This is a genomic window from Coleofasciculus sp., assembly GCF_046565525.1.
Taxonomy (GTDB): domain Bacteria; phylum Cyanobacteriota; class Cyanobacteriia; order Cyanobacteriales; family Coleofasciculaceae; genus Coleofasciculus.
The window spans coordinates 91,321-110,567 of record NZ_JBKHUP010000010.1 but is presented as its reverse complement, the minus strand read 5'-3'; the positions used below and the strand labels follow the sequence as shown (position 1 = coordinate 110,567).

The 19,247-nt window shown below is 45.5% G+C and carries 14 protein-coding genes and 1 CRISPR repeat array; of the genes, 2 read left to right on the top strand and 12 right to left on the bottom strand.

Translation table 11 applies throughout. From position 1 onward, the window contains the following. Nucleotides 1-183: 183 nt before the first annotated feature. The 3 genes from ACLGGO_RS05690 to ACLGGO_RS05680 all read right to left on the bottom strand — a co-directional run bounded on the left by ACLGGO_RS05690 (nt 184) and on the right by ACLGGO_RS05680 (nt 2,175). Nucleotides 184-714 carry a shikimate kinase gene (locus tag ACLGGO_RS05690; RefSeq protein WP_446418565.1) on the bottom strand — a complete coding sequence of 177 codons (531 nt, stop codon included), beginning with the start codon at nt 712-714 and terminating at the stop codon, nt 184-186. Between the two features lie 86 nt (nt 715-800). After that, entirely contained in the window at nt 801-1,214 is a 414-nt protein-coding gene (locus ACLGGO_RS05685; protein ID WP_446418564.1) for a response regulator, read from the bottom strand. A 241-nt stretch (nt 1,215-1,455) separates the two neighbouring features. Next, nucleotides 1,456-2,175 (bottom strand): Crp/Fnr family transcriptional regulator, encoded by a 720-nt coding sequence (locus tag ACLGGO_RS05680; RefSeq protein ID WP_446418573.1) that lies wholly within the window; start codon nt 2,173-2,175, stop codon nt 1,456-1,458. A gap of 96 nt (nt 2,176-2,271) precedes the next feature. On the opposite strand from ACLGGO_RS05680, the gene ACLGGO_RS05675 reads away from it, so the two are divergent. Next, nucleotides 2,272-4,806 carry a PhoD-like phosphatase gene (locus ACLGGO_RS05675; RefSeq protein ID WP_446418563.1) on the top strand — a complete coding sequence of 845 codons (2,535 nt, stop codon included), beginning with the start codon at nt 2,272-2,274 and terminating at the stop codon, nt 4,804-4,806. Between the two features lie 431 nt (nt 4,807-5,237). Further along, nucleotides 5,238-6,660: a CRISPR direct-repeat array (repeat unit 37 nt; unit sequence GTTTCAATCCCTGATAGGGATTCAATGTCATTGGAAC). Between the two features lie 250 nt (nt 6,661-6,910). Here the strand turns inward: ACLGGO_RS05675 and cas2 are convergent. The 8 genes from cas2 to ACLGGO_RS05635 form a co-directional block, all read right to left on the bottom strand. Beyond that, complete coding sequence (gene cas2, locus ACLGGO_RS05670) at nt 6,911-7,183, bottom strand: CRISPR-associated endonuclease Cas2 (protein ID WP_446352958.1); 273 nt, start codon at nt 7,181-7,183, stop codon at nt 6,911-6,913. Between the two features lie 390 nt (nt 7,184-7,573). Beyond that, nucleotides 7,574-8,578 (bottom strand): type I-D CRISPR-associated endonuclease Cas1d, encoded by a 1,005-nt coding sequence (cas1d, locus tag ACLGGO_RS05665; protein WP_446418562.1) that lies wholly within the window; start codon nt 8,576-8,578, stop codon nt 7,574-7,576. Between the two features lie 14 nt (nt 8,579-8,592). Further along, the gene (cas4, locus tag ACLGGO_RS05660) at nt 8,593-9,186 is read right to left on the bottom strand and encodes a CRISPR-associated protein Cas4 (RefSeq protein ID WP_446418572.1); all 594 of its coding nucleotides are present in this window, start codon (nt 9,184-9,186) and stop codon (nt 8,593-8,595) included. Between the two features lie 180 nt (nt 9,187-9,366). Next, nucleotides 9,367-9,579: a hypothetical protein gene (locus ACLGGO_RS05655; RefSeq protein WP_446418561.1), complete on the bottom strand. Its 213-nt coding sequence runs from the start codon at nt 9,577-9,579 to the stop codon at nt 9,367-9,369. A gap of 36 nt (nt 9,580-9,615) precedes the next feature. Then, the gene (gene cas3 / locus ACLGGO_RS05650; RefSeq protein WP_446418560.1) at nt 9,616-11,901 is read right to left on the bottom strand and encodes a type I-D CRISPR-associated helicase Cas3'; all 2,286 of its coding nucleotides are present in this window, start codon (nt 11,899-11,901) and stop codon (nt 9,616-9,618) included. After that, entirely contained in the window at nt 11,894-12,685 is a 792-nt protein-coding gene (gene cas5d / locus ACLGGO_RS05645) for a type I-D CRISPR-associated protein Cas5/Csc1 (protein WP_446418559.1), read from the bottom strand. Before cas5d ends, cas3 begins: the two co-directional genes overlap by 8 nt. A 3-nt stretch (nt 12,686-12,688) precedes the next feature. Then, entirely contained in the window at nt 12,689-13,702 is a 1,014-nt protein-coding gene (cas7d, locus tag ACLGGO_RS05640; RefSeq protein ID WP_446418558.1) for a type I-D CRISPR-associated protein Cas7/Csc2, read from the bottom strand. A 187-nt stretch (nt 13,703-13,889) separates the two neighbouring features. After that, nucleotides 13,890-16,607: a CRISPR-associated protein Csc3 gene (locus ACLGGO_RS05635; RefSeq protein WP_446418557.1), complete on the bottom strand. Its 2,718-nt coding sequence runs from the start codon at nt 16,605-16,607 to the stop codon at nt 13,890-13,892. Nucleotides 16,608-16,783: 176 nt separating this feature from the next. Here ACLGGO_RS05635 and ACLGGO_RS05630 point away from each other — a divergent pair, with 176 nt between their 5' ends. Continuing rightward, complete coding sequence (locus ACLGGO_RS05630; RefSeq protein ID WP_446418556.1) at nt 16,784-17,641, top strand: helix-turn-helix transcriptional regulator; 858 nt, start codon at nt 16,784-16,786, stop codon at nt 17,639-17,641. Nucleotides 17,642-17,818: 177 nt separating this feature from the next. On the opposite strand, the gene ACLGGO_RS05625 is transcribed toward ACLGGO_RS05630, so the two are convergent. Further along, nucleotides 17,819-19,150 carry a hemolysin family protein gene (locus tag ACLGGO_RS05625; protein ID WP_446418555.1) on the bottom strand — a complete coding sequence of 444 codons (1,332 nt, stop codon included), beginning with the start codon at nt 19,148-19,150 and terminating at the stop codon, nt 17,819-17,821. Nucleotides 19,151-19,247 lie beyond the last annotated feature (97 nt).

The window sequence follows — 19,247 nt, the reverse complement described above, 5'->3', positions numbered from 1 at the left end:
GAAATTAAAAAAGATTTTCCTTAATTTCAATCCTCTTCTTTTAAGGAGAGGTCATTATCCATTGTCAATTTGTGAATATTATAAAGCTTTTGTGGGTTGGGTTTCAATTCGTTCAACCCAACCGATTTACATCGAGTTTTTGTTTCTTGGGTTTTGTCCCTCGACCCAACCTACTCATTTATTTTATTTGAGTACTGAAGGAATTGCTGCTATTATCTTTGATGTAATCACTTCCGGTGTATCGCTGGCATTAATTAGAATGTGGAGATCGGCTTCTGCATATAAATGACGCCGTTTATCAAGTAAACTTTGCAGTGCTGCTGCTGGATCGGTTGTTTGCAATAAGGGGCGAGTGGTATCATCTTGTAGACGCTGTATCAATAGGTCTACAGGTGCATCTAACCAGACAATTAAACCCTGGTGTAGATAACTCCAATTCATCTGTTGCAGCACGATACCGCCACCTGTGGCAACAGTTAATTGAGTGTAAGCAGATACTTCTGACAAGATTTTAGCTTCTAACTGGCGAAATTCTTCCTCTCCACTGTCGGTAAAAATTTGGTTAATTGTTTTACCTGCTACTTGCTCGATCAGGACATCTGTATCTACAAAACGGTAGCCGAGTTCTTTTGCCAATAGTTGTCCTACGGTGGTTTTACCGACACCCATCATGCCAATCAGGTAGACATTGATGCCTTTTAATAAATTGTTCATCACCAAAGCGTTTCTCTCTCATCTCCTGGTTAAGACGAGTTATATTCTACCCGATTGAATACTATAGAATGTGAAGGCGTTTTGGCTTATTGTGCCAATTGGGGACAACGTTGACTATCCTCAACGATCGCAGCGATCGCTAATAAATCATCAACCTTGAGCGGCTTGGCGATATGACTGTCAAACCCTGCAGCTAGGGCGAGTTGGCGATCTTGCTCACTAGCCGCCACCGTCACCGCGATCGCAGAGCTCTGACGCCCTCGTTTTGCCTCAAGACTTCTGATGCGACGGATCAACCAATAGCCATCTTCTCCCGGCAGAAGTAGCTCACATAGTAGAATATCAGGTTGAAAGTCCTCATATACCTCTAACGCTTCCCTCGCGCTACTAACACTCAGAACCTGGGCTTGTTCTTGCTCGAAAAGAACGCTGAGTAATTCTCTGGAATCGGTATTGTAATCTACAACCAGAATCCGCTTGTTTTTGAAAGAATGATTCATTAATGTCTTAATGTCGTCCAGCTTTTGTTGATTCCACAGCGATCGCCTACGCTAGCACGGATTCAATTCTACCTATACTGTTCAAGCATCACACAATGGAGAGTATTTGTCGGTACGGTAGCGTACACAGATGGGGTTGTTCCAGACGTAGCATGCTACGTCTCTTAGCCGGGGGAGCCGGGGGAGCCGGGGGAGCCGGGGGAGCTGGGGAAACAAATGACGAATGACAAATCACCGATCGCTAGATTTTTGGATACAGCAAGCGATCGCACTCCTGTTTCACGACGCTGTAACATTCACAGGCTATGGTTTCCAACAGTTCCCGATCAAGAATGGTAATCACCCCCCGGTGATAGCGAATTGCACCTGTTTCCTGAAGCTTGCTCGCGGCGACTGTCACCGTAGCACGACGGGTTCCCAGCATATTGCCCAGAAATTCTTGAGTGAGTCGCAACTCAGAAGAGTTAATAGTATCCTGAGCGGAAAGTAACCAGCGAGCCAGCCGTTGCTCTAGCCGATGTTGGCGATTGCAAGCCGCCGTTTGACTAACCTGATTCAATAGAGTTTGGGTGTAAAAGAGGAGCAATCGTGGCAATTTACTCCCTCGCTCAAACTCGCTTTTCAGAATCGAGGCATTCATCTTCATCGCTGTGCCTTCTATTTGCACAACTGCCTGGTTGATTGCCATCCCATCCGCTAAAAATACAGGAATCCCCACCATTCCCTCCTTCCCTACCATGCCAACTTCAGTCGTCAAACCATTTGCCAAGAGGATGATTAAAGAAACTATTGCCCGATTCGGGAAATAGACATGGAGAATCGGTTCTCCGGGTTGGTAAAGAATTTGTCCTAATGTCAGAGATACTTCTTTGAGGTGGGGAACGAGGCGCTGGTATTCCTGATCAGGTAGAGCCGTCAGTAATTGATTAATCTTGATAGAATTACTATTTAACAATGTTATTTCCGTTGAGTATTTTCATGGAGATTGCCAAAAACCTATCAACCTTTTTTGGTAGTATAAAGTCTGTATGACAACTCATTCTTCAACCCTTTAGCTTTGCCCTTGCTCGACGCCTACAGCGAATTTCAGCAACAACTCCCCCATCTGCCGCTCATTTTGGCAGGTCCAATCTTGCGGCGTACTGATCCTGATAGCGTCACGGTTTGGTTGGCACTGAAAGCGCCGAGTATAGTTACGCTTCGAGTTTATACCACTATCGACGGTCAGGGTAAAACCATTGATCAAGAACGGTTGACTGGATCACGCGCTACTGTAGCTGTTGGCAAATACCTGCATATTGTCGCTGTGACGGCTAAACCTGTGGATGGATATTTACTCGAACCGGGACAGATTTATGCCTACGATTTGGAGTTTGGCGATCGCAATCAAACCCTCAACGATGCCCTCAACGCCAGAGAGGTTTTCCCCTTCATCACGATTAGCTATTTAGAACACAATCTGCCGACATTTGCTATGCCGCCGGATGACTTAAATCATCTGCGGATTGTTCACGGTTCCTGTCGAAAAGCCCACGGTAAGGGACAAGATGCCCTACCCCTGCTGGATGGCTTGATAGAACAGTCAGCCGCTCAACCCTATTGTAGACCCCATCAACTCTTCTTAACGGGGGATCAAATTTATGGGGATGATGTGGCTGATCCGTTGTTAGCCGCCCTAGGCGATGTGGGGACTACCTTACTGGGTTGGGAGGAAGATATTCCCTATAAAGGGGATTTTGTTAAGGGGTATTCCCGGAAAAAAGTGAGTGAATGGAAACCCGGACAGCGCACGGAAATTGCCCATAATTATGCTGGCTTGACCGCGATGCTGGATAATCAACCTGAACGCGCCAAAAGTCATCTGTTTAGTTTGGGTGAATATTTGGCGATGTATCTATTTTTTTGGTCGCCAATCCTTTGGGTGAATCCCTTTACTAAGGGCAAGATCAGGGGAAAAAAGCCGAAAACGTGGGATAAGGAAGTTAAAGCGATTCAGGAGTTTGCTAGCCGTTTGTGGCAAGTCAGGCGATCGCTAGCGAATGTGCCAACCTATATGATCTTTGATGACCACGATGTTAGCGATGATTGGTATTTGAATCGGGAGTGGTGTAATCGGGTTTTGGGTAAACCTCTGGGTAGACGGGTGGTACAAAATGGACTATTAGCCTATACCCTGTGTCAAGGGTGGGGAAATACACCGGAACAGTTTACCTCAGGGCAACCGGGAGATAAACTATTGCAGGCGTTGCAACAATGGTCAGAATCCGCCGGGACGGATGAATTAGCCTGGGAGAAGATGGGTAAGTATTTGGGAGTACCTGGGATTGAGGCTGAAACGGGATTGCCGAAGTTGAAACAGGATGGAACGGTTTTAGTCCTGAATCGAGACTATGGCGATCGCACTCCTAGCTTAATCTGGCACTATAGCGTGAGGAGTTTTAAACACGAAGTTATCGTACTCGATACGCGGACGTGGCGGGGTTATCCCATGGGAGAAGATCAGTTGATGGCGCCGCCGATGCTATTATCCCCGACAGCTTTTGATCAGCAAATTGAAGACTCTCTAGACAAAACCGATCAGCTAAAAGCGGCGGGTGAGTCAAGGATTGAAGCCACGTTAATTGTTTTACCGACAAACTTAATTCATGCATCGATAGTGGATTTAGCTCAACAGTGGTATTGGCGTCAGGGTAAGGTGTTTGGGACTGATGTGGGGGATTCGTGGAACTTTCACGATGTCGCTTTTACGAAGCTGTTAACGGCGCTATTTCAGCGACGCGATCGCATCGTGTTGCTGTCGGGGGATATTCACTATGGTTCGGTGGTTCGCCTCAACTATTGGTCCCATCCCTGTGGGGAACTCCAGAGACAAGCATCAGGCTACATCTGGGAAGCAGATGAAGGCTGTCGAGATGAGCCATCGCGGGTTAAGGAAGCTCAAGAGAGCCAAAATCCTAAATCTGCCTCTGTGCTGGTACAGTTAACCTCTAGTGCGATTAAAAATGCCGAGTTAAAGACCTATTTAGCTCATACCAAAGTCAAATCACTGCTATTAGAACAACCCCAATATTGGGTGGGATGGGAGAAACCGCCACAACTGCTGGAAATTATCACCACTCCCGATAAGGTGAGAATCCAGGATCTGCCTGTTCCCGGTGAAGGACCTTTTTGGCAGCAAATCCAGGTTCCTCAAGGGAATTGGGACATTGCGTGGCAAGTCGCCCTCAAGGATGAGCGATCGCAACCCGATTGGCGGTATCGCACAGAGTGGAGTAAACGCCAAAAAGCGGAGTCAGTACCTTGGCTGAAGCGACATCCCCAACCCGAATTACACCAGACATCACCCTTATGGCAAAAGGTTTTATTAGGTTCTATATCCTGGTTATGGCGAAATCGCTGGTTACAAGAGGGTGAGGAAATTGTCGGCTGTAATAATATTAGCGTTGTCTGTTTTCACTGGTCACCGGATGAGGATAAAGCGGTGATTCAAGAGATGTATTGGCATCCACCCTGGAAGCCGACGAGTGTAGTTAAGAGTCGTTATTTTGCGCCACTGCGGTTAGAGTCGCCTCCCCCGTTGCCTACCTATTAATCATTTCGGGTTTTGTGATGAGGGAGATGAGGGAGATTTTAGTTTTCACGGTATGTAGCGCAATGTGTGTAGGGGCGGGTTTCACTACATTGGCGTCAACTTAAGGTGCAAACTAATACTGACAAGGTTTTAAGCTGTGTCTGTCTACTCCTCGACATTTCCCCCTCATCCCCTAACCCCTTCTCCGGACCGTGGGGAGAAGGGGAACCGGATCTCTTGCTCCCCTCTCCCTATTCCCCCCCTTTCAAAGGGGGGTTAGGGGGGATGGAGAGGGGCTGGGGGAGAGGGGTTGAGCTTAAGTTGACACGGATGGTTTCACTACTATCTTTTCGGTTGCATCCAGATGTGACTAAACCCGCCCCGATGCAGGTTTCTAGGTTTCCCGTGAAAAGTCAGGAAGAGGCAGACAAATGGAATATTTGGTCACAACTATTTCAATCCCTGATAGGGATTCAATGTCATTGGAACATGCAGATGAGCAGCCGCGTTGGTTCCCAATTGAGTTTCAATCCCTGATAGGGATTCAATGTCATTGGAACCTGTTGGGATTAATCCAACACTGCACATCATGCCTGTTTCAATCCCTGATAGGGATTCAATGTCATTGGAACGACGACATCGAAAAGATGCCCAAAGGATACAATCCGTTTCAATCCCTGATAGGGATTCAATGTCATTGGAACCTGGAGTTGGGAAATTAAATGGAATATTAGCTTGGTTTCAATCCCTGATAGGGATTCAATGTCATTGGAACAGGAGAAGATTTTGATCCAGCAGAGGGAGAGCGTACGTTTCAATCCCTGATAGGGATTCAATGTCATTGGAACTGGTGCGGAACGCGATCGCCGCTGACAATCTGCTAGTTTCAATCCCTGATAGGGATTCAATGTCATTGGAACGTTTAATCCACCAGTTTACAAGTGGTGGATTCAGTGTTTCAATCCCTGATAGGGATTCAATGTCATTGGAACTCGCAGATTTGGAGTTGAAAATGCAATATGTCATCGAGTTTCAATCCCTGATAGGGATTCAATGTCATTGGAACAACTCCTAGCCATATAATACTTTTTTCGCTTTGAGTTTCAATCCCTGATAGGGATTCAATGTCATTGGAACGTCTATGCCAGGTGCAGCTGATTGGTTGATTGATTTCTGTTTCAATCCCTGATAGGGATTCAATGTCATTGGAACTCCCACAACCAACCGTTTAGCCGTTGCGCGGTTCCTGTTTCAATCCCTGATAGGGATTCAATGTCATTGGAACCTCTCGGAGGTTGTTTGGCTTCGCTTCCAGGCAGCAAAAGTTTCAATCCCTGATAGGGATTCAATGTCATTGGAACCAGTCCACCATTGTCAGTGCAAGTCGTCAATAAAAGTTTCAATCCCTGATAGGGATTCAATGTCATTGGAACCTAAGTGCAGTGCAGTAACGTCAACCATTGTATTGTTTCAATCCCTGATAGGGATTCAATGTCATTGGAACTCTATTTTCAAGGTTCCTAAAGGGCGCTTAAATTGTTTCAATCCCTGATAGGGATTCAATGTCATTGGAACTATAGCCTTGCGAGGTTGAGTCATTGTGGTAATTCGTTTCAATCCCTGATAGGGATTCAATGTCATTGGAACTTCCTGGGCGGCGCCTCTTCTTTACTTGATAATAAAGAGTTTCAATCCCTGATAGGGATTCAATGTCATTGGAACAAGACTAAAGCCAAGGCTCCTGTCGCGATTTACTCGTTTCAATCCCTGATAGGGATTCAATGTCATTGGAACCAGCATCAAGGATTTGTGATTCGGCAGAAACGACAGAGGCTAATGTTTCAATCCCTGATAGGGATTCAATGTCATTGGAACCGCAGGCACTTGAAAAGCTTGCTGTATTTAGTTTTCAAGGTTCATTGGCGACTGCCTCCTCTAATTATAGCATTCTAGAGCCGAGACTTGGCAAGAGGACTAGAAGAAATTGGCTAAAACCCTTATGTAGCAAGCCTTTCAGAAGTGGCGACTACCTCATTTTTTGGAGAGAGGCTTCAAACCCTTACCAGACAAGGAGTGTAGGCTAAAATCTTCTCCCCCGTCAAAAAACACCCCCTGGTGGACGCAACTAAGCGAAGAAAATAGAATTATCTCGCAGTGGCTCTCCCCCAATTCGCTCTACCTTACCCTGACAGCAGCCACAGAGGAAATAAAAGCGAATGCTATCCTCGTCTGGCTTAATCACCTTATTCAGACGCGATCGCAACTTCGCATATTGAGTATCCGTTAGGTTGCACTCAAATACACTATACTGCATCCACTGCCCATAAGACTTAAGGATCGAGTGAATCTTGGTACGGCGCTTATCCTCTGGAATATCATACGACACAACAATATACATCGTGTTTACTCAATAGGGTGTCGGGTGTACTTAACTTTTGGTCAGGGGAAAACCTCTCTCCATCCCCCCTTATTTGGGGCAATATGTGTAGGGGCGGGTTTCACTACTATCTTTTCGGTTGTATCCAGACGTGACTAAACCCGCCCCGACTCAGGTTTCTAGACTTCCCGTGAAAAGTCAGGTTAGAGAGAGGCTTTAAATTCTCCCCCGTGCAATAAAAGCAAAGCAACTTTATGTGGCGCAACGTGTGTAGGGGCGGGTTTCACTACTATCTTTTCGGTTGCATCCAGATGTGACTAAACCCGCCCCGATGTAGGTTTCTAGGTTTCCCGTGAAAAGTCAGGCTCTAAACAGAGAACTGGGGTTAGGTTTGATATCAAGCACGACCGCTTATTTCAGTACCAGAGGTGGGTATTTCTTAATTTCGCCCATCAGATACTTCGCCAAGAGTCGCGCCTGAATCTCAAACGCCTCCTGATAAGTGCATTTACGTTTCAACACCGGATGCTTAAACTCAGATTGCTTCTTCTGTTCGTACAATTTGAGGAATACTTTTCGCCCAGCCGGAGAAAGCAGCACCGCATTACTGAGTGTCTCTGTCGTAAAATCATCGGGAGTCAGTTTCCCCAAATTAATCGCACTCAAAACTACAGCATCCACCACTAACGGTCTAAATTCTTCCATCAAGTCCAGTGCTAAACTAGGACGACCATAATATTGACAATGAAGATAACCCAAATAAGGGTCAAAGCCAACAATATTCACCGCACTTTGGACATCGTGACGCAATAGGGAGTAACCAAAACTCAGCAAAGCGTTAACGGGATCAGTAGGAGGGCGGCGGCGTCTGGCTTCAAAGCGAAAACTCGTCGTGCGTAGAAGCTGGTTAAATACCCCAAAATAAGCAGCACTACCAGCCCCTTCTAAGCCTCGCAGAGAGTTAATATTATGGGTTTGGTGAATCGGCGCGATCGCATGATCTAAGCGACGTATTGCTTCACCCAACTCAAGTGCTCCATGTTTGCGCTGATTGCGATAGAGCATCATCCGATAATTTTTGAGCTTACCTCGAACAAAACCTTTAACCACATGAATCGCTTTTTCTGACTCTCCCATAGCTTTCCACTGCGCTTTACGGACAAAAATATTTTTCGTCAATTCCGGTTCAAACTTACCTAAGTATTTCCCCGTTGCGGTGAGAAACGTCAGCGGAATTTTGCGTTCTAAAAGTTCTGTCAGCGCCGCCGGCGAAATCGTTGCCCGTCCCAGAACAACCAGACCCTCGACCTTAATCAACGGTACATCCAAAAGCTTTTGTTGATTCGCTTTCACCTGCAAGCGTTCATCAGTTTTGCCGATAAAGGCATCCTCAGACGTAATATAAACGGTTCCCATACTATTCTCCTCTTTCAATTCATTTCCTGATAACGTTCCACTTTACTAGCCGCTTGGGGTAAACATTGGGAATAAAGACTGCATCCAGAGCAACGTTTAGTATAAATAGCCGCAGGCATTATACCCGTAGCCAGCAACTTTTTTACCGCGTCTAATGTTGTCAGCGTCTCTTGTCGCAACTCCGTTGAAATGTCTACAAGTTGGCGTTGGTGGGACGTCGCGTAGTAAATATAGCCTGTTGTAATCCTTTTTCCAGTCATCTCCTCAAGGCATAAAGCTTGAGCGCACACTTGTAATTCATCGTTATTCCATTCACCCGGACGTCCCCGCTTATATTCCACCGGATATAATTGACCCGATTCTGATTCAATCAAGTCCGATTTTCCAATTAGCTGATGACGTTCCGACTTAAGCCAAATCGCTCGAATTTGCTCTCGTTCCTCTCGCTGTCCCTCTCCAGAAGTATGGACGCGAGTATGTAATGTTGTCCCTTCAATTGTGTATTGATTATCACTGAACTCCCCCGCACAAAACATCCGCCAGCAGCGATGGGGGCAGTAAGCATAGTGGTTGAGTGCTGTGATGGGAATATAATCTATTTCGTTCATCATTCGTCATTTGTCATTCGTCATTTGTCATTTGTCATTCATCATTTAGACAGGGCGGGTTTAGTGACATTAGGGTGAACAAAAAACGATAGTAATGAAACCCGCCCCTACACATAAAACTATTTTCTCTTGACACTCCCCCATCTCCCTACCCCCACCACAACATTTATTCAGCAGCCCCTAATTCGTCTCACCACCCATGGGAGTTTTGCGTCCAACGCGACTATAAAGGGCAAAATTAGCTAACGCATTGATTGGCTTAATGTTCAGTCGAATTCGTTCAAGTGTGTAGCCAAATTCAGTCACGAAATCCTCTGGCTCAATCTGGAGTTCAAAGATTTTACTAAACGTATAAGATTGATTGGGATTTAAAAGGGGCATATTGCTAACCATTATTATAGCTTCTATATTAACACTAAGTGACAGCATTTAAATTACCCAGAAATCCTCTTCATCAGGACATTTTAGGGCAACTCCAGCAGCCGCGATCGCCAAAATTCCAGATAAACTTGGAAAGAATGTGTATTGCTTCGGTGCGGGAGACTCGTAGGACGAGACAAAAATAGGGTAACACTCTAATCCCTGCTTTCTCAAACGCATGATCGCCCAGCGATTCTTCGCCGTTTCAGCAACAATTACGCCGGGAATCAGCTGTTTCTCAATAACTAATGGTGTAGGACATACAACATCGCCATGCATTCGCTTAATACTGCAATTTTCAAACGCATAAAGCTTGCACAAGAGCGTATTTTTGAATTCTTCCAAATCATCAACGAGCAGCGAAAATGCTAGATTATACGGTTGTTCAGCTCGTGATGTAACTTCAATGCGCTCACCATCAGTCTCAAATTCATAGAAGCGCAGTAAATGAATGGGGTCAAGATTGGTTTCTCCCACTTCATCCAAAAGCAGATTATGTGGATCATAAATTTTTAGACTATTAAATAAGCTGTCTCGAAACCGAAATAAAGGAGCATAGCTTTCTTTGATAATTACGGCGTATTCTTGTATGTCTTGTGCAAGCTCTTTGTCTTTCTGAATCATCTGCTCAATATCTTTAATAGAAGTGCGTACAGATTGAATCTCATCAAAATATTCTGGACAGTAAGCTCTCAGATAACTCATGACAAAGCTTTGACCGCCTTTGACATATTTCCAATCCTTTTGAATCTCTTTAACCGTTTTCCGGGCAATATCCTCTGCACCTTTTAAGACTTTCATTCGCCTTCTGTAATAGTCCCATTGTCGTTTTCCATTCAGGATATTCTGAAGCGTTTGATAAAGTTTAACAACCAAATCTTCATTAGGTAAACCGTCGAGAAAAGTCTCAAATTCAAGTAAAGGTTTTGCTATCTCTAGAAAGGCTTCAGAACGCCAGTAAATCTCTAAAAACGGACGATTCATACAGTCCAAACTCTCTAGCATTTGCTTGAGGGCTTCTCGTCCACCTGAGCAGTCTAAATTCTCGATTCCCTGTTCCCAAGCTTGTTCAGGTAAATACGCGATCGCGTCTGAGGGAACATCCGTTTGCGGCTTACCCAACACCCGCCCAACTCGCCCAAGACGCTGCCAAAAAGCAAAGCGATCGCGAGATGAAAAAATCAGCCAATCTAGGTTCTGTCGCTCTGGCTCAACTTCACGCTCAAAGTTAAACCCAACATCAACTGTACTGGTTGCTAAGATGACTTGTTTCTGAGCTGACTTTTGGCGATCTTCACCCTCGATTACACCTGTAATCCGCCCACGCAACTGCTTTAAACCTGCATCACAGAGTCGCTCATTGAGCCGATTAATTTGGTCTAGAGAATCTAAGATAACTGCACCGTATTGCTGAGGATAAGTCTGTAGTCTCTGGATGACTTCATTAGCAATGTCAGAAATCAGTTTGTTTTTGTCTAACCGCTTCCGAATTTCCAAACGAACAGCCGTTTGGGAAGGAATAAGATAGTCTGTTTTTGATTCTCCATCAATGTGAGCAATCTTAACACCAGAGTATTCAAGGGTTCTTAGAGCAGCTTCACAGGCGGGTTCCGGTGTTGCTGTCAAAAGAACAACTTTGCGATTGTACTGAAAGTAACCAAACTCTTTAGAAAGCGCCAAATAAAAGAACAAGCTAACAAGCTGTTTGGCATCGTACAGGTGAAACTCATCAAAGATAACCGTGGCAAAACTGTTGTAAAACTCACTCGCAATATTGCTGCGATCTAACCTGTTGTAAGCAAAAAATGTGGCGTAATAAAAAATATCGGGGTTAGTCACCAGCAGAATAGGTTGACCACCGCCGCACTCTGGAAAAATCGTTGCAGGTTCACGCAATACATTGTAAAGCTTTTCTCCTGAACGCTTGCCAACTCGATCCCCTCGCCAACGCTTAATATGTTTTGCCGATGCCGCTTTGACAATATGGGGTAAACCAGCATCCCGCACAAATTTATCAGCCGCTTCCGTTTGCTGTTTAATCAGTGCGTTAGTGGGTGCAATGTAGACAGCATTAGATTTGGAATTATGACGCAGCACACTCAAGCCAGCCTTCGTTTTTCCAGTTCCTGTTGGTGCAAGGTCAAGGATAATATCATTCGTTTCTGCTGCTTTATAAACATCAACTTGGTGTTGAAGTGTTTTCTGCATGAATGCTTGCGCCAAGTCTGAGGGTAAGTCAGGATTGGGACAAGCAGCAATGCTGCGGGATTCGAGGTTGATTTTTAGATTACTCATTAGTACGTCCACCACAGAATCTTAAATTTGCAGGTAGGGTAAAATCGCCAACTTTCCATGCTGCACCATTAAACCGCAGGTTTTTCAGCAATGAAACCGGAGGAATCGAGATTAAATCAAAGCTAAATAGTTCCAGATTATTCGGCAGATCAGCCGCACTAAGATAGACATTGCAGTAATGTTCACCCGCAGAAAGTAACGTTACCGTCAGTTCTCCCATAACATCAACACGCACTTTGCTAGTAAATTTGCCCACGCGGATGTATTCAGGTAGTTCTTGATTTCCAAATACCAATGTCTGAAAGCGGCTACCTCGCTCAATCACTCGCAATCTGCCAGTTTGGGGAAAGTTGCTAGGGCGAAAAGTACTTGGCTTTTTCCCGGTTCGCTTCAGGGGCAAATCTTCCCGCGCCGTTGCCACACGGTTATTTGTCATGGCATACCAGTAAGAATCAGATAGAGCATTGAAACGCTCAAACCGGAATGATAGTCCCCCCTCGACTGGGTAAGCCGGAAGAATGTAGCACTGTTGAGCTAATGGGGTAAGATCCTCTAAATATCTCGGTCGTCCCGTATCTTTCCCCATCAGGCGGTAGGGCGCGCGCGCCCATCCCAGTGCATAAGCGAGAGCATAATTACCGATCGCGCCTTCGGTGTAGTAGGTGTCTGATAATTCCCGCGACGCAAAAAAGACGGGTTCAGCACACCACAACTCGATTAGACGAGCGGTTGGAAACGGTAGGTTAATATCAGAGGACATGAACGAAAGTTCTAACTGTTGCATCGCTTACTCTTCCTGTTTATTTCCTCGTCCTTTTTTCTTCCCTTCACTTTTCACTTGGCGCAGGGGTGCATAAGATTGATCGAGTCGCTTGAGAAATGTTTCCTGTTCAGTCAAATCCCAATGGCGATCGACATCAGCAATCAGAGCATCCAGTTCCTCAGCAGACAGTTGCACAGAAATTCCTCGTTTATTAGTCCAATTAGCAATAACGGATTGAGTCACCGACACTAAAGCTTCAGTATTAAACGGATGTTCGAGAGCCTTTCCATCAGCAATCAGCTTGTCGTAAACACCCTGCACCAATTCCAGAGAACTTGGCAGTTCAGCAATGCCACCAAAGACGCCGATAATCTGGTTTTCCATCCGTCCAACGCGGCTCGAAACCGCTCCATAACGGCTAGTCAGTAGAATGTTACCGAGAGCATAGCGCAACTCATCAGCGGTTACATCTTTGAGGGTGACAATATCAAGAAAATGAACGCCCGGTTTAATGTATTCGCTGGTATTGAGAGCAGTTGAGGGATTACCTTTTTCATCTCGCATCGTTCCATTTTCAAAGATGGCGTTGATCGTGCGATCGCCAATTAATTCCGTGGAAGGCAAAATACTAAAAGCATCTTCTGTCCAAACCCGGCTTTTTTGTGCGCCTTCCCCTCCAGCAGCAAAACCATAGAGGAAACAGTCAATACACATTTCACAAGGTGCATTCGTGTTAAGAGCGCAAAGAGCATTGCTCTTGGGTGCAGAGTAGAGGAGTTCGTGCGATCGCAGAAATTCCCGTCCTCGCCGCCGTTCGGGTGCAACCTGCTTACGCTTAGTCATTACCAACCGAGGAATTGATTGGGTATGCTCGATTCCAGCCTGAACATACTCACTGCACATCGGTTCCCCTGTACCTTCCGTGCGAAAAATCGTTTCAGATTGCGTGGTGCGAAGGACAACAACTCCTATAGTGCGTCCTTTAGGAAAGTTTTCGTAGCTGGATGCGAGAAATAGCTTTAGGGTTTCAAGGGACATGATAATTACTCCGATTTAGTTTCAGTTGCTGGTTTAGTTTTGGGTTTTAATCCGTCACTGATTACTGATCACTGATCACTGATTACTGATCACTGATTACTGATCACTGATCACTGATTACTGATCACTGATTACTGATTACTGATCACTGATCACTGATCACTGATTACTGATTACTGATTACTGATTACTGGTCACTGACAAGTTTTGCTGGTTTAGTTTGGGCTTTTAATTCTTGACGAGCTTCTTGTAAAAAGAACAGATAAGCGGCTTCCAGAGTTTTGCTATCGGTTAAAAGCCGTTCTGGACGTGAATGATAAACCTCTTCAAACAGTTCTCTTATAATTTGATAAAACTGTTTAACTTGCTCATATTTCGTTGCCCCAACACCATGTTCTCGAATCCGATCAAGGCGAGTGTGATAGTCCTGAACCAGCGCCGCAAAAATCGTTTCCCAATCCATGTGAGATTTACGCGATCGCACAGCCTTAATGAATTCAGAAAAGGGTTCAGCTTGAGCAGTACGACGAAATGAACTGCCCCGCAGTTTGCCGACTTCAGCAATACGAGCGGCTTGTTTGAGATAATGTGAAACGCGATCATGTTCTTCTGACATAAGACTCTTCAGTAGTGTGGTTAAAGGTTCACAAATGCGAGTCCATATTGCTTCTAGATTTGGGTTCTCTTGTTCTCGTAAAATCCATCGCAATAGGACAAAATACAGATTTAGGGGTCGTTGAGCGGCGCGAGCTAAATCGTAGAGGCAATCATCTTTTTTCTGAAGACTAGCCACATTAATCGTTAATTGACCAATACACTGTAAACGCTCTAAAACCGCTTCAGCCGTCAAAGCCAATTGCTGTTCTTGTTTAGATAAATGCCCTTGACGTTGATAAATGCCTGAGCCGAGTAACGGTTGAAGTGACGAAGCAATTCCTTCCACTCTGCCAAAAACATCCCACTCTGGCTCAACTTCTAAATTAGCACTGAGAATAAAGGGAAATCCAAAATCAGGGGCAAGGGATAGTTCTAAAGCCAAGCGTAACGATTTGAGCAACGCCACTGAATTATTAACATCACCCCAAACCACCGGAATTGTCACAGTAGAATAGGTGAACTCTGGACGCTTTGGTAATGCAAACCCAACAACTTTATTGGTTTTAAACGCAATTAAGTTATCTCGATATAATTGCAATTCATCGATTGTTACCGTTCCTCCTTCTGCGTTCGTTGCTGCTGTATCGTGAAGCCACTTTCGCCAAATGGCTTGTAATTGAGGACTTGACCCTTTAGGTAGGGCAAAGTGTAAGTAAAGTGGGTCTTGTTTGCTGGCTTTAGGAAAGTTAGCCCCCACTGTCATTAGCTGATAAGCCAGGGATGCCAAACTATCTGCCCGTCGCTTAGGTTCTGCACTCATACCACCCGGAAGACGATTTGAGAACGCTTGTACTTTTGTTCCCGGTGGCATTTTGTTAGAAATCAATTCATCAACCTGAGCAGAAGTTGCTCCCAGAGAACAGCGCTGGCGCGGATTTGCCTCGACATAAGCTGTCAGTTCTGCAAACCTTTTCCAATCTGTTGCACTAGAAAAATTTAGTAATCGTCTGACCGCTATTATCAAATCTTCTGAAACATCAACATCTTCAGTTTGTCGAAGTTGAAATGAATCTTGTAACGTGGCGCGAATGCTTTCTATCCCACAGGCTACCCCTTTAACGGCAAACAAACTCCGCCCATATTGAGCGTTGAATGGTTCTAAAGCCCTACGTTGTGCAGGAGAAAGTCCAACCTGGGTAGCTATGCGATCCCAAGCCGCTTTAGGACTAAGTTCGGCTTCTCGATAGCTGAGATAGGCGGCTTTCATTCCTTCCGAAAGCGCAAACTCATCAGCCGTGGCTACAGGAGTTAATCCAACAGATTGAGCCGCCGCGATCGCGTCTTCTTCCGCATCTTTACCGTACTTCTGAATATCTTGTGCAACTTTATCAGATTTGTAGCCACTCAGCTTCCGGGTTAGCAAAATTTCGACTTGCTCAAGCGCCCCTTCTAGATTCTGTTGAATGGCTTGCGGATCGACTTTAATTCCATCTTTAGTGGCTTTAACCAGTTGTTCAATATTGCCACCAAAAACCCGATCAATCTGTTTCTGCCATGCGCTGGCAATCTCAACGGTTAAATCGTCTTCAGGAAAGACTTCACCTGCAAAAATATGTCCATCAGGGTCAATGGCAAGGGTATGCAAATCGCGCTTATGCAAGACTTGTTCACAAGCAGATAGTAACAGTGAAGTTAGATAACCCCGATCTTCTGATAACCTCACTTCAAACAACTGGCTAGGACGAGCCAAAGCAACGGTTAATTCATTTTCGACTTTACGAATCCGCGTTTCTTTAGGAATTTCCAAATCGAATAAATCCCCACCAATCAGCATCGCCGCCCAGCGTTTGATTTGGTCTTTCACTTGGGGATCTTCGGCAACAAACCGCATCCCATCGCTATTACCATGACCTGAATGGCTTTCAATCAGACGGCGAATCAGTTCAAGATCTTCATCGGTTTTGACCAGTGTACTTACACCAGCACGATCAAGTTGTTCGGTGAGAACGTTGCGATCGCGTGCTAAGGTTTTGACATTGCGCCCATCTTCTATCAGTTTGTTCAAATCATGAACAGCCGTTGCTGCAAGGATGCAAGCTCGTTTCTCTTCAGGAACCTTAGCAATTTTGCTGACGGTAAGGACAAACTGACAGGCTGAGTCAAGGTGTTCCGCCAGAGTCCGCCCTTTGCGTGTTCCATACTGTCCATGAGTAGCGTGTAACTCGTACAGCTTGGGGCGAATCTCCTTAAAGTATTGCTCATCTAAACTTTCCGGCTCACGGTTCAGGAGCCGACGGCGTTTTAGCATCTTGCTTTCCTTTCATTCAGTAGGTGTGTGTAAACAGTGCGCTTCATAAAACGCAACATTGAACAGGGTCAAGATTAGCGACAGCAGCCACACTTAAACTTGATGAATTGATGGTATAATGCCCTTACATAAAACATCATGGCATAAAAATAAAAATAGTGCAAGTACATTTTTGAATGCCCAGAAAAAAAGAAACCCTAACACTGTCAATTCCACCAGGAACCAAGGAGCAACTCGAAGCGATCGCCCGTCGCCTCAACATCCTCTGGGGCAAAGAACCCAGTGTGTCAGGTTTGATTGTGGCGATCGCACAGCAACAAGTTGAAGTTGGACAATCCCTCAACCTAAACTCAACCCATGTAGCTGCACTACAGCAAGCAACCAAAGTCCTCATTGACTCAGGCTACATCGGAGAAGCTCATACGCTTTTAAGTCTGTTGCTAGAACAGGGAAACCTGGAGAATCCAGTGCGTCAATCCCTCCAGCAGCTAGCTAGCCAACCTAGCGAAGCATGGCGAATCCGGGTCGATCAACACATCAATCACCAACAACCGTTTCGTCTGCTTTACTACAACGCTCAAGAGCAAGAGTTAGAGTTCACCGTTCGTTACGCTGAAATTTCCTTTGAAGAAAAGCGTTTTTACCTAGAAATCTGGTGTGAAGAAACAGAAGACCTCAAAAATACAAGCTTTCCAGAACTCATACACAATCGCTGTCTGCGCCTAGATCGAATCAAAGCGATTGAACCGATTGAAGGACAGTGGCACAGTGAAGGCTTAGATCACCTAAAAGTGTACTTACACTTTTATCGAGGAATGGTTAAAGCTTACGAACCGAGAGCGAAAGACATTAGCAATGAAGTTGTCGGAGAGGTACGACAGGTCATACGGCGCGTATCAAACCCCTTCTGGTTGGAACGAGAAGTCTTGCGGTACGGGGGAGATTGCGTAGTCATGTCGCCAGAGAATGTGCGTGAGCGTGTCAAACAAAAACTACACACTCTCTGCCATTTGTACGATATCGAGACTCGGTGACATCCTCCTATTTACCGTAGGGTGGGCAATGCCCACCCGCCTTAGACCGAGTTGTGCTCAAACATAGTAAATAGGAAAAGCAGGGGAAGCAGGGGAAGCAATGTAGAGACGTGCCATGGCGCGTCTGGAAGCAGGGGGAGGGAAAGTTATATCTTTGAATGCAACTTGGTATGAGTTTCAATACACATCATTGGAACGCGGATAAAACTCTTTTTGCAACGGTGCCACCAATACCTTATCCACCCGATTGCCATCCATATCCATCACTTCAAACCGTAACCCTCCCCATTCAAAATATTCAGCCGCAGTAGGGATGCGACCTAAATGAGTAATCACAAAACCGCCTAACGTATGATAGTTTCCCCGTTGCTCTCCCGGTAACTCGTCAATGCCAAATAGTTTGCGGAACTCTTCAACGGATAACATACCATCAACTAACCAGGAACCATCCTCCCGCTGTACCGCGTGCAACTCATCCGCATCATCAAAAGAGGGAATTTCACCAATAATGGCTTCTAAAATATCATTGAGTGTCACTAATCCTTGAATTATTCCATACTCATCCACCACCAATGCCAAATGGGGTCCTGATTGCTTGAATAACTCCAGTACTTTCAGCGCCCTAGTGCTTTCGGGGATAAATAATGGCTGCCGCAAGCAACAGGTTAGATCGAGAGGATAACCCGCCAGACAATGGGCAAGTAAGGCATTGACTTGCACAACACCCAGCACATTGTCAATTCCACCCTGACAAACCGGAAAACGAGTATGGGAACTCGTCATCATTTTATGGCGGTTCATTTCCGAGGAATCGTCTAAATTTAGCCAGACAATATCGGGACGAGGCGTCATCAAGCCACCAACCCGTTGATCATCTAACCGAAATACTCGCTGCACCATGTCTTGTTCGACTTTCTCAAAGGTTCCTGCTTCTGTGCCTTGCTGCATTAAAATCTTGATTTCTTCCTCAGTTACCGTCGGTTCTTGGGAAGGGGCTATGTCCAACAGGTGCAATACAGTTTCCGTGGAATAGCTTAATAAATGAACCGCAGGCGCTGCGAGTTTTGCCAAAAATTTCATCGGTGTCGCTACCGCCGTGGCGATTAATTCTGGGTTACTCAGTGCCAATCGCTTAGGCACCAGTTCCCCGATAACCAGAGACAGGTAGGTAATCGTCACCACGACAACAAATAACGCGATCGCATCTGCCCGGGTGGCAAGTAGGGGAATCCCCTTCAACTGGGTAGCGAGTTGTTCGGCAATCGTCGCACCGCCAAAGGCACCGGCGAGGATACCAATCAGAGTAATCCCAATCTGAACTGTGGAGAGGAACTGATTCGGGGAATTAGTCAACTCCAAAGCCGTGCGAGCTTTAGAATTACCTTGATTAGCTAATTGTTGCAGGCGCACCTTGCGAGCGGCGACAATCGCCATCTCTGACATAGCAAAGATACCATTGAGTCCGATAAGTAAGAGGATAAAGACAATTTCGCGAGAGACAGAGGACATGGGTTTAGTGGCTGGCAAGTGAGGGAGGATGTATTCCTCACGTTCTAGTATTAAGCATGACTTGAGTTCTGGGTTTTGGCTGTAGAGATGTGATGCG

Coding starts and splice junctions, on each gene's coding strand:
- ACLGGO_RS05630 (WP_446418556.1), top strand. CDS start 16,784: ATGCCCAGAAAAAAAGAAACCCTAACACTGTCAATTCCACCAGGAACC.
- ACLGGO_RS05690 (WP_446418565.1), bottom strand. CDS start 714: ATGAACAATTTATTAAAAGGCATCAATGTCTACCTGATTGGCATGATG.
- cas2 (WP_446352958.1), bottom strand. CDS start 7,183: ATGTATATTGTTGTGTCGTATGATATTCCAGAGGATAAGCGCCGTACC.
- cas5d (WP_446418559.1), bottom strand. CDS start 12,685: ATGCAACAGTTAGAACTTTCGTTCATGTCCTCTGATATTAACCTACCG.
- cas1d (WP_446418562.1), bottom strand. CDS start 8,578: ATGGGAACCGTTTATATTACGTCTGAGGATGCCTTTATCGGCAAAACT.
- cas3 (WP_446418560.1), bottom strand. CDS start 11,901: ATGAGTAATCTAAAAATCAACCTCGAATCCCGCAGCATTGCTGCTTGT.
- ACLGGO_RS05625 (WP_446418555.1), bottom strand. CDS start 19,150: ATGTCCTCTGTCTCTCGCGAAATTGTCTTTATCCTCTTACTTATCGGA.
- ACLGGO_RS05655 (WP_446418561.1), bottom strand. CDS start 9,579: ATGGTTAGCAATATGCCCCTTTTAAATCCCAATCAATCTTATACGTTT.
- ACLGGO_RS05685 (WP_446418564.1), bottom strand. CDS start 1,214: ATGAATCATTCTTTCAAAAACAAGCGGATTCTGGTTGTAGATTACAAT.
- cas7d (WP_446418558.1), bottom strand. CDS start 13,702: ATGTCCCTTGAAACCCTAAAGCTATTTCTCGCATCCAGCTACGAAAAC.
- ACLGGO_RS05635 (WP_446418557.1), bottom strand. CDS start 16,607: ATGCTAAAACGCCGTCGGCTCCTGAACCGTGAGCCGGAAAGTTTAGAT.
- cas4 (WP_446418572.1), bottom strand. CDS start 9,186: ATGAACGAAATAGATTATATTCCCATCACAGCACTCAACCACTATGCT.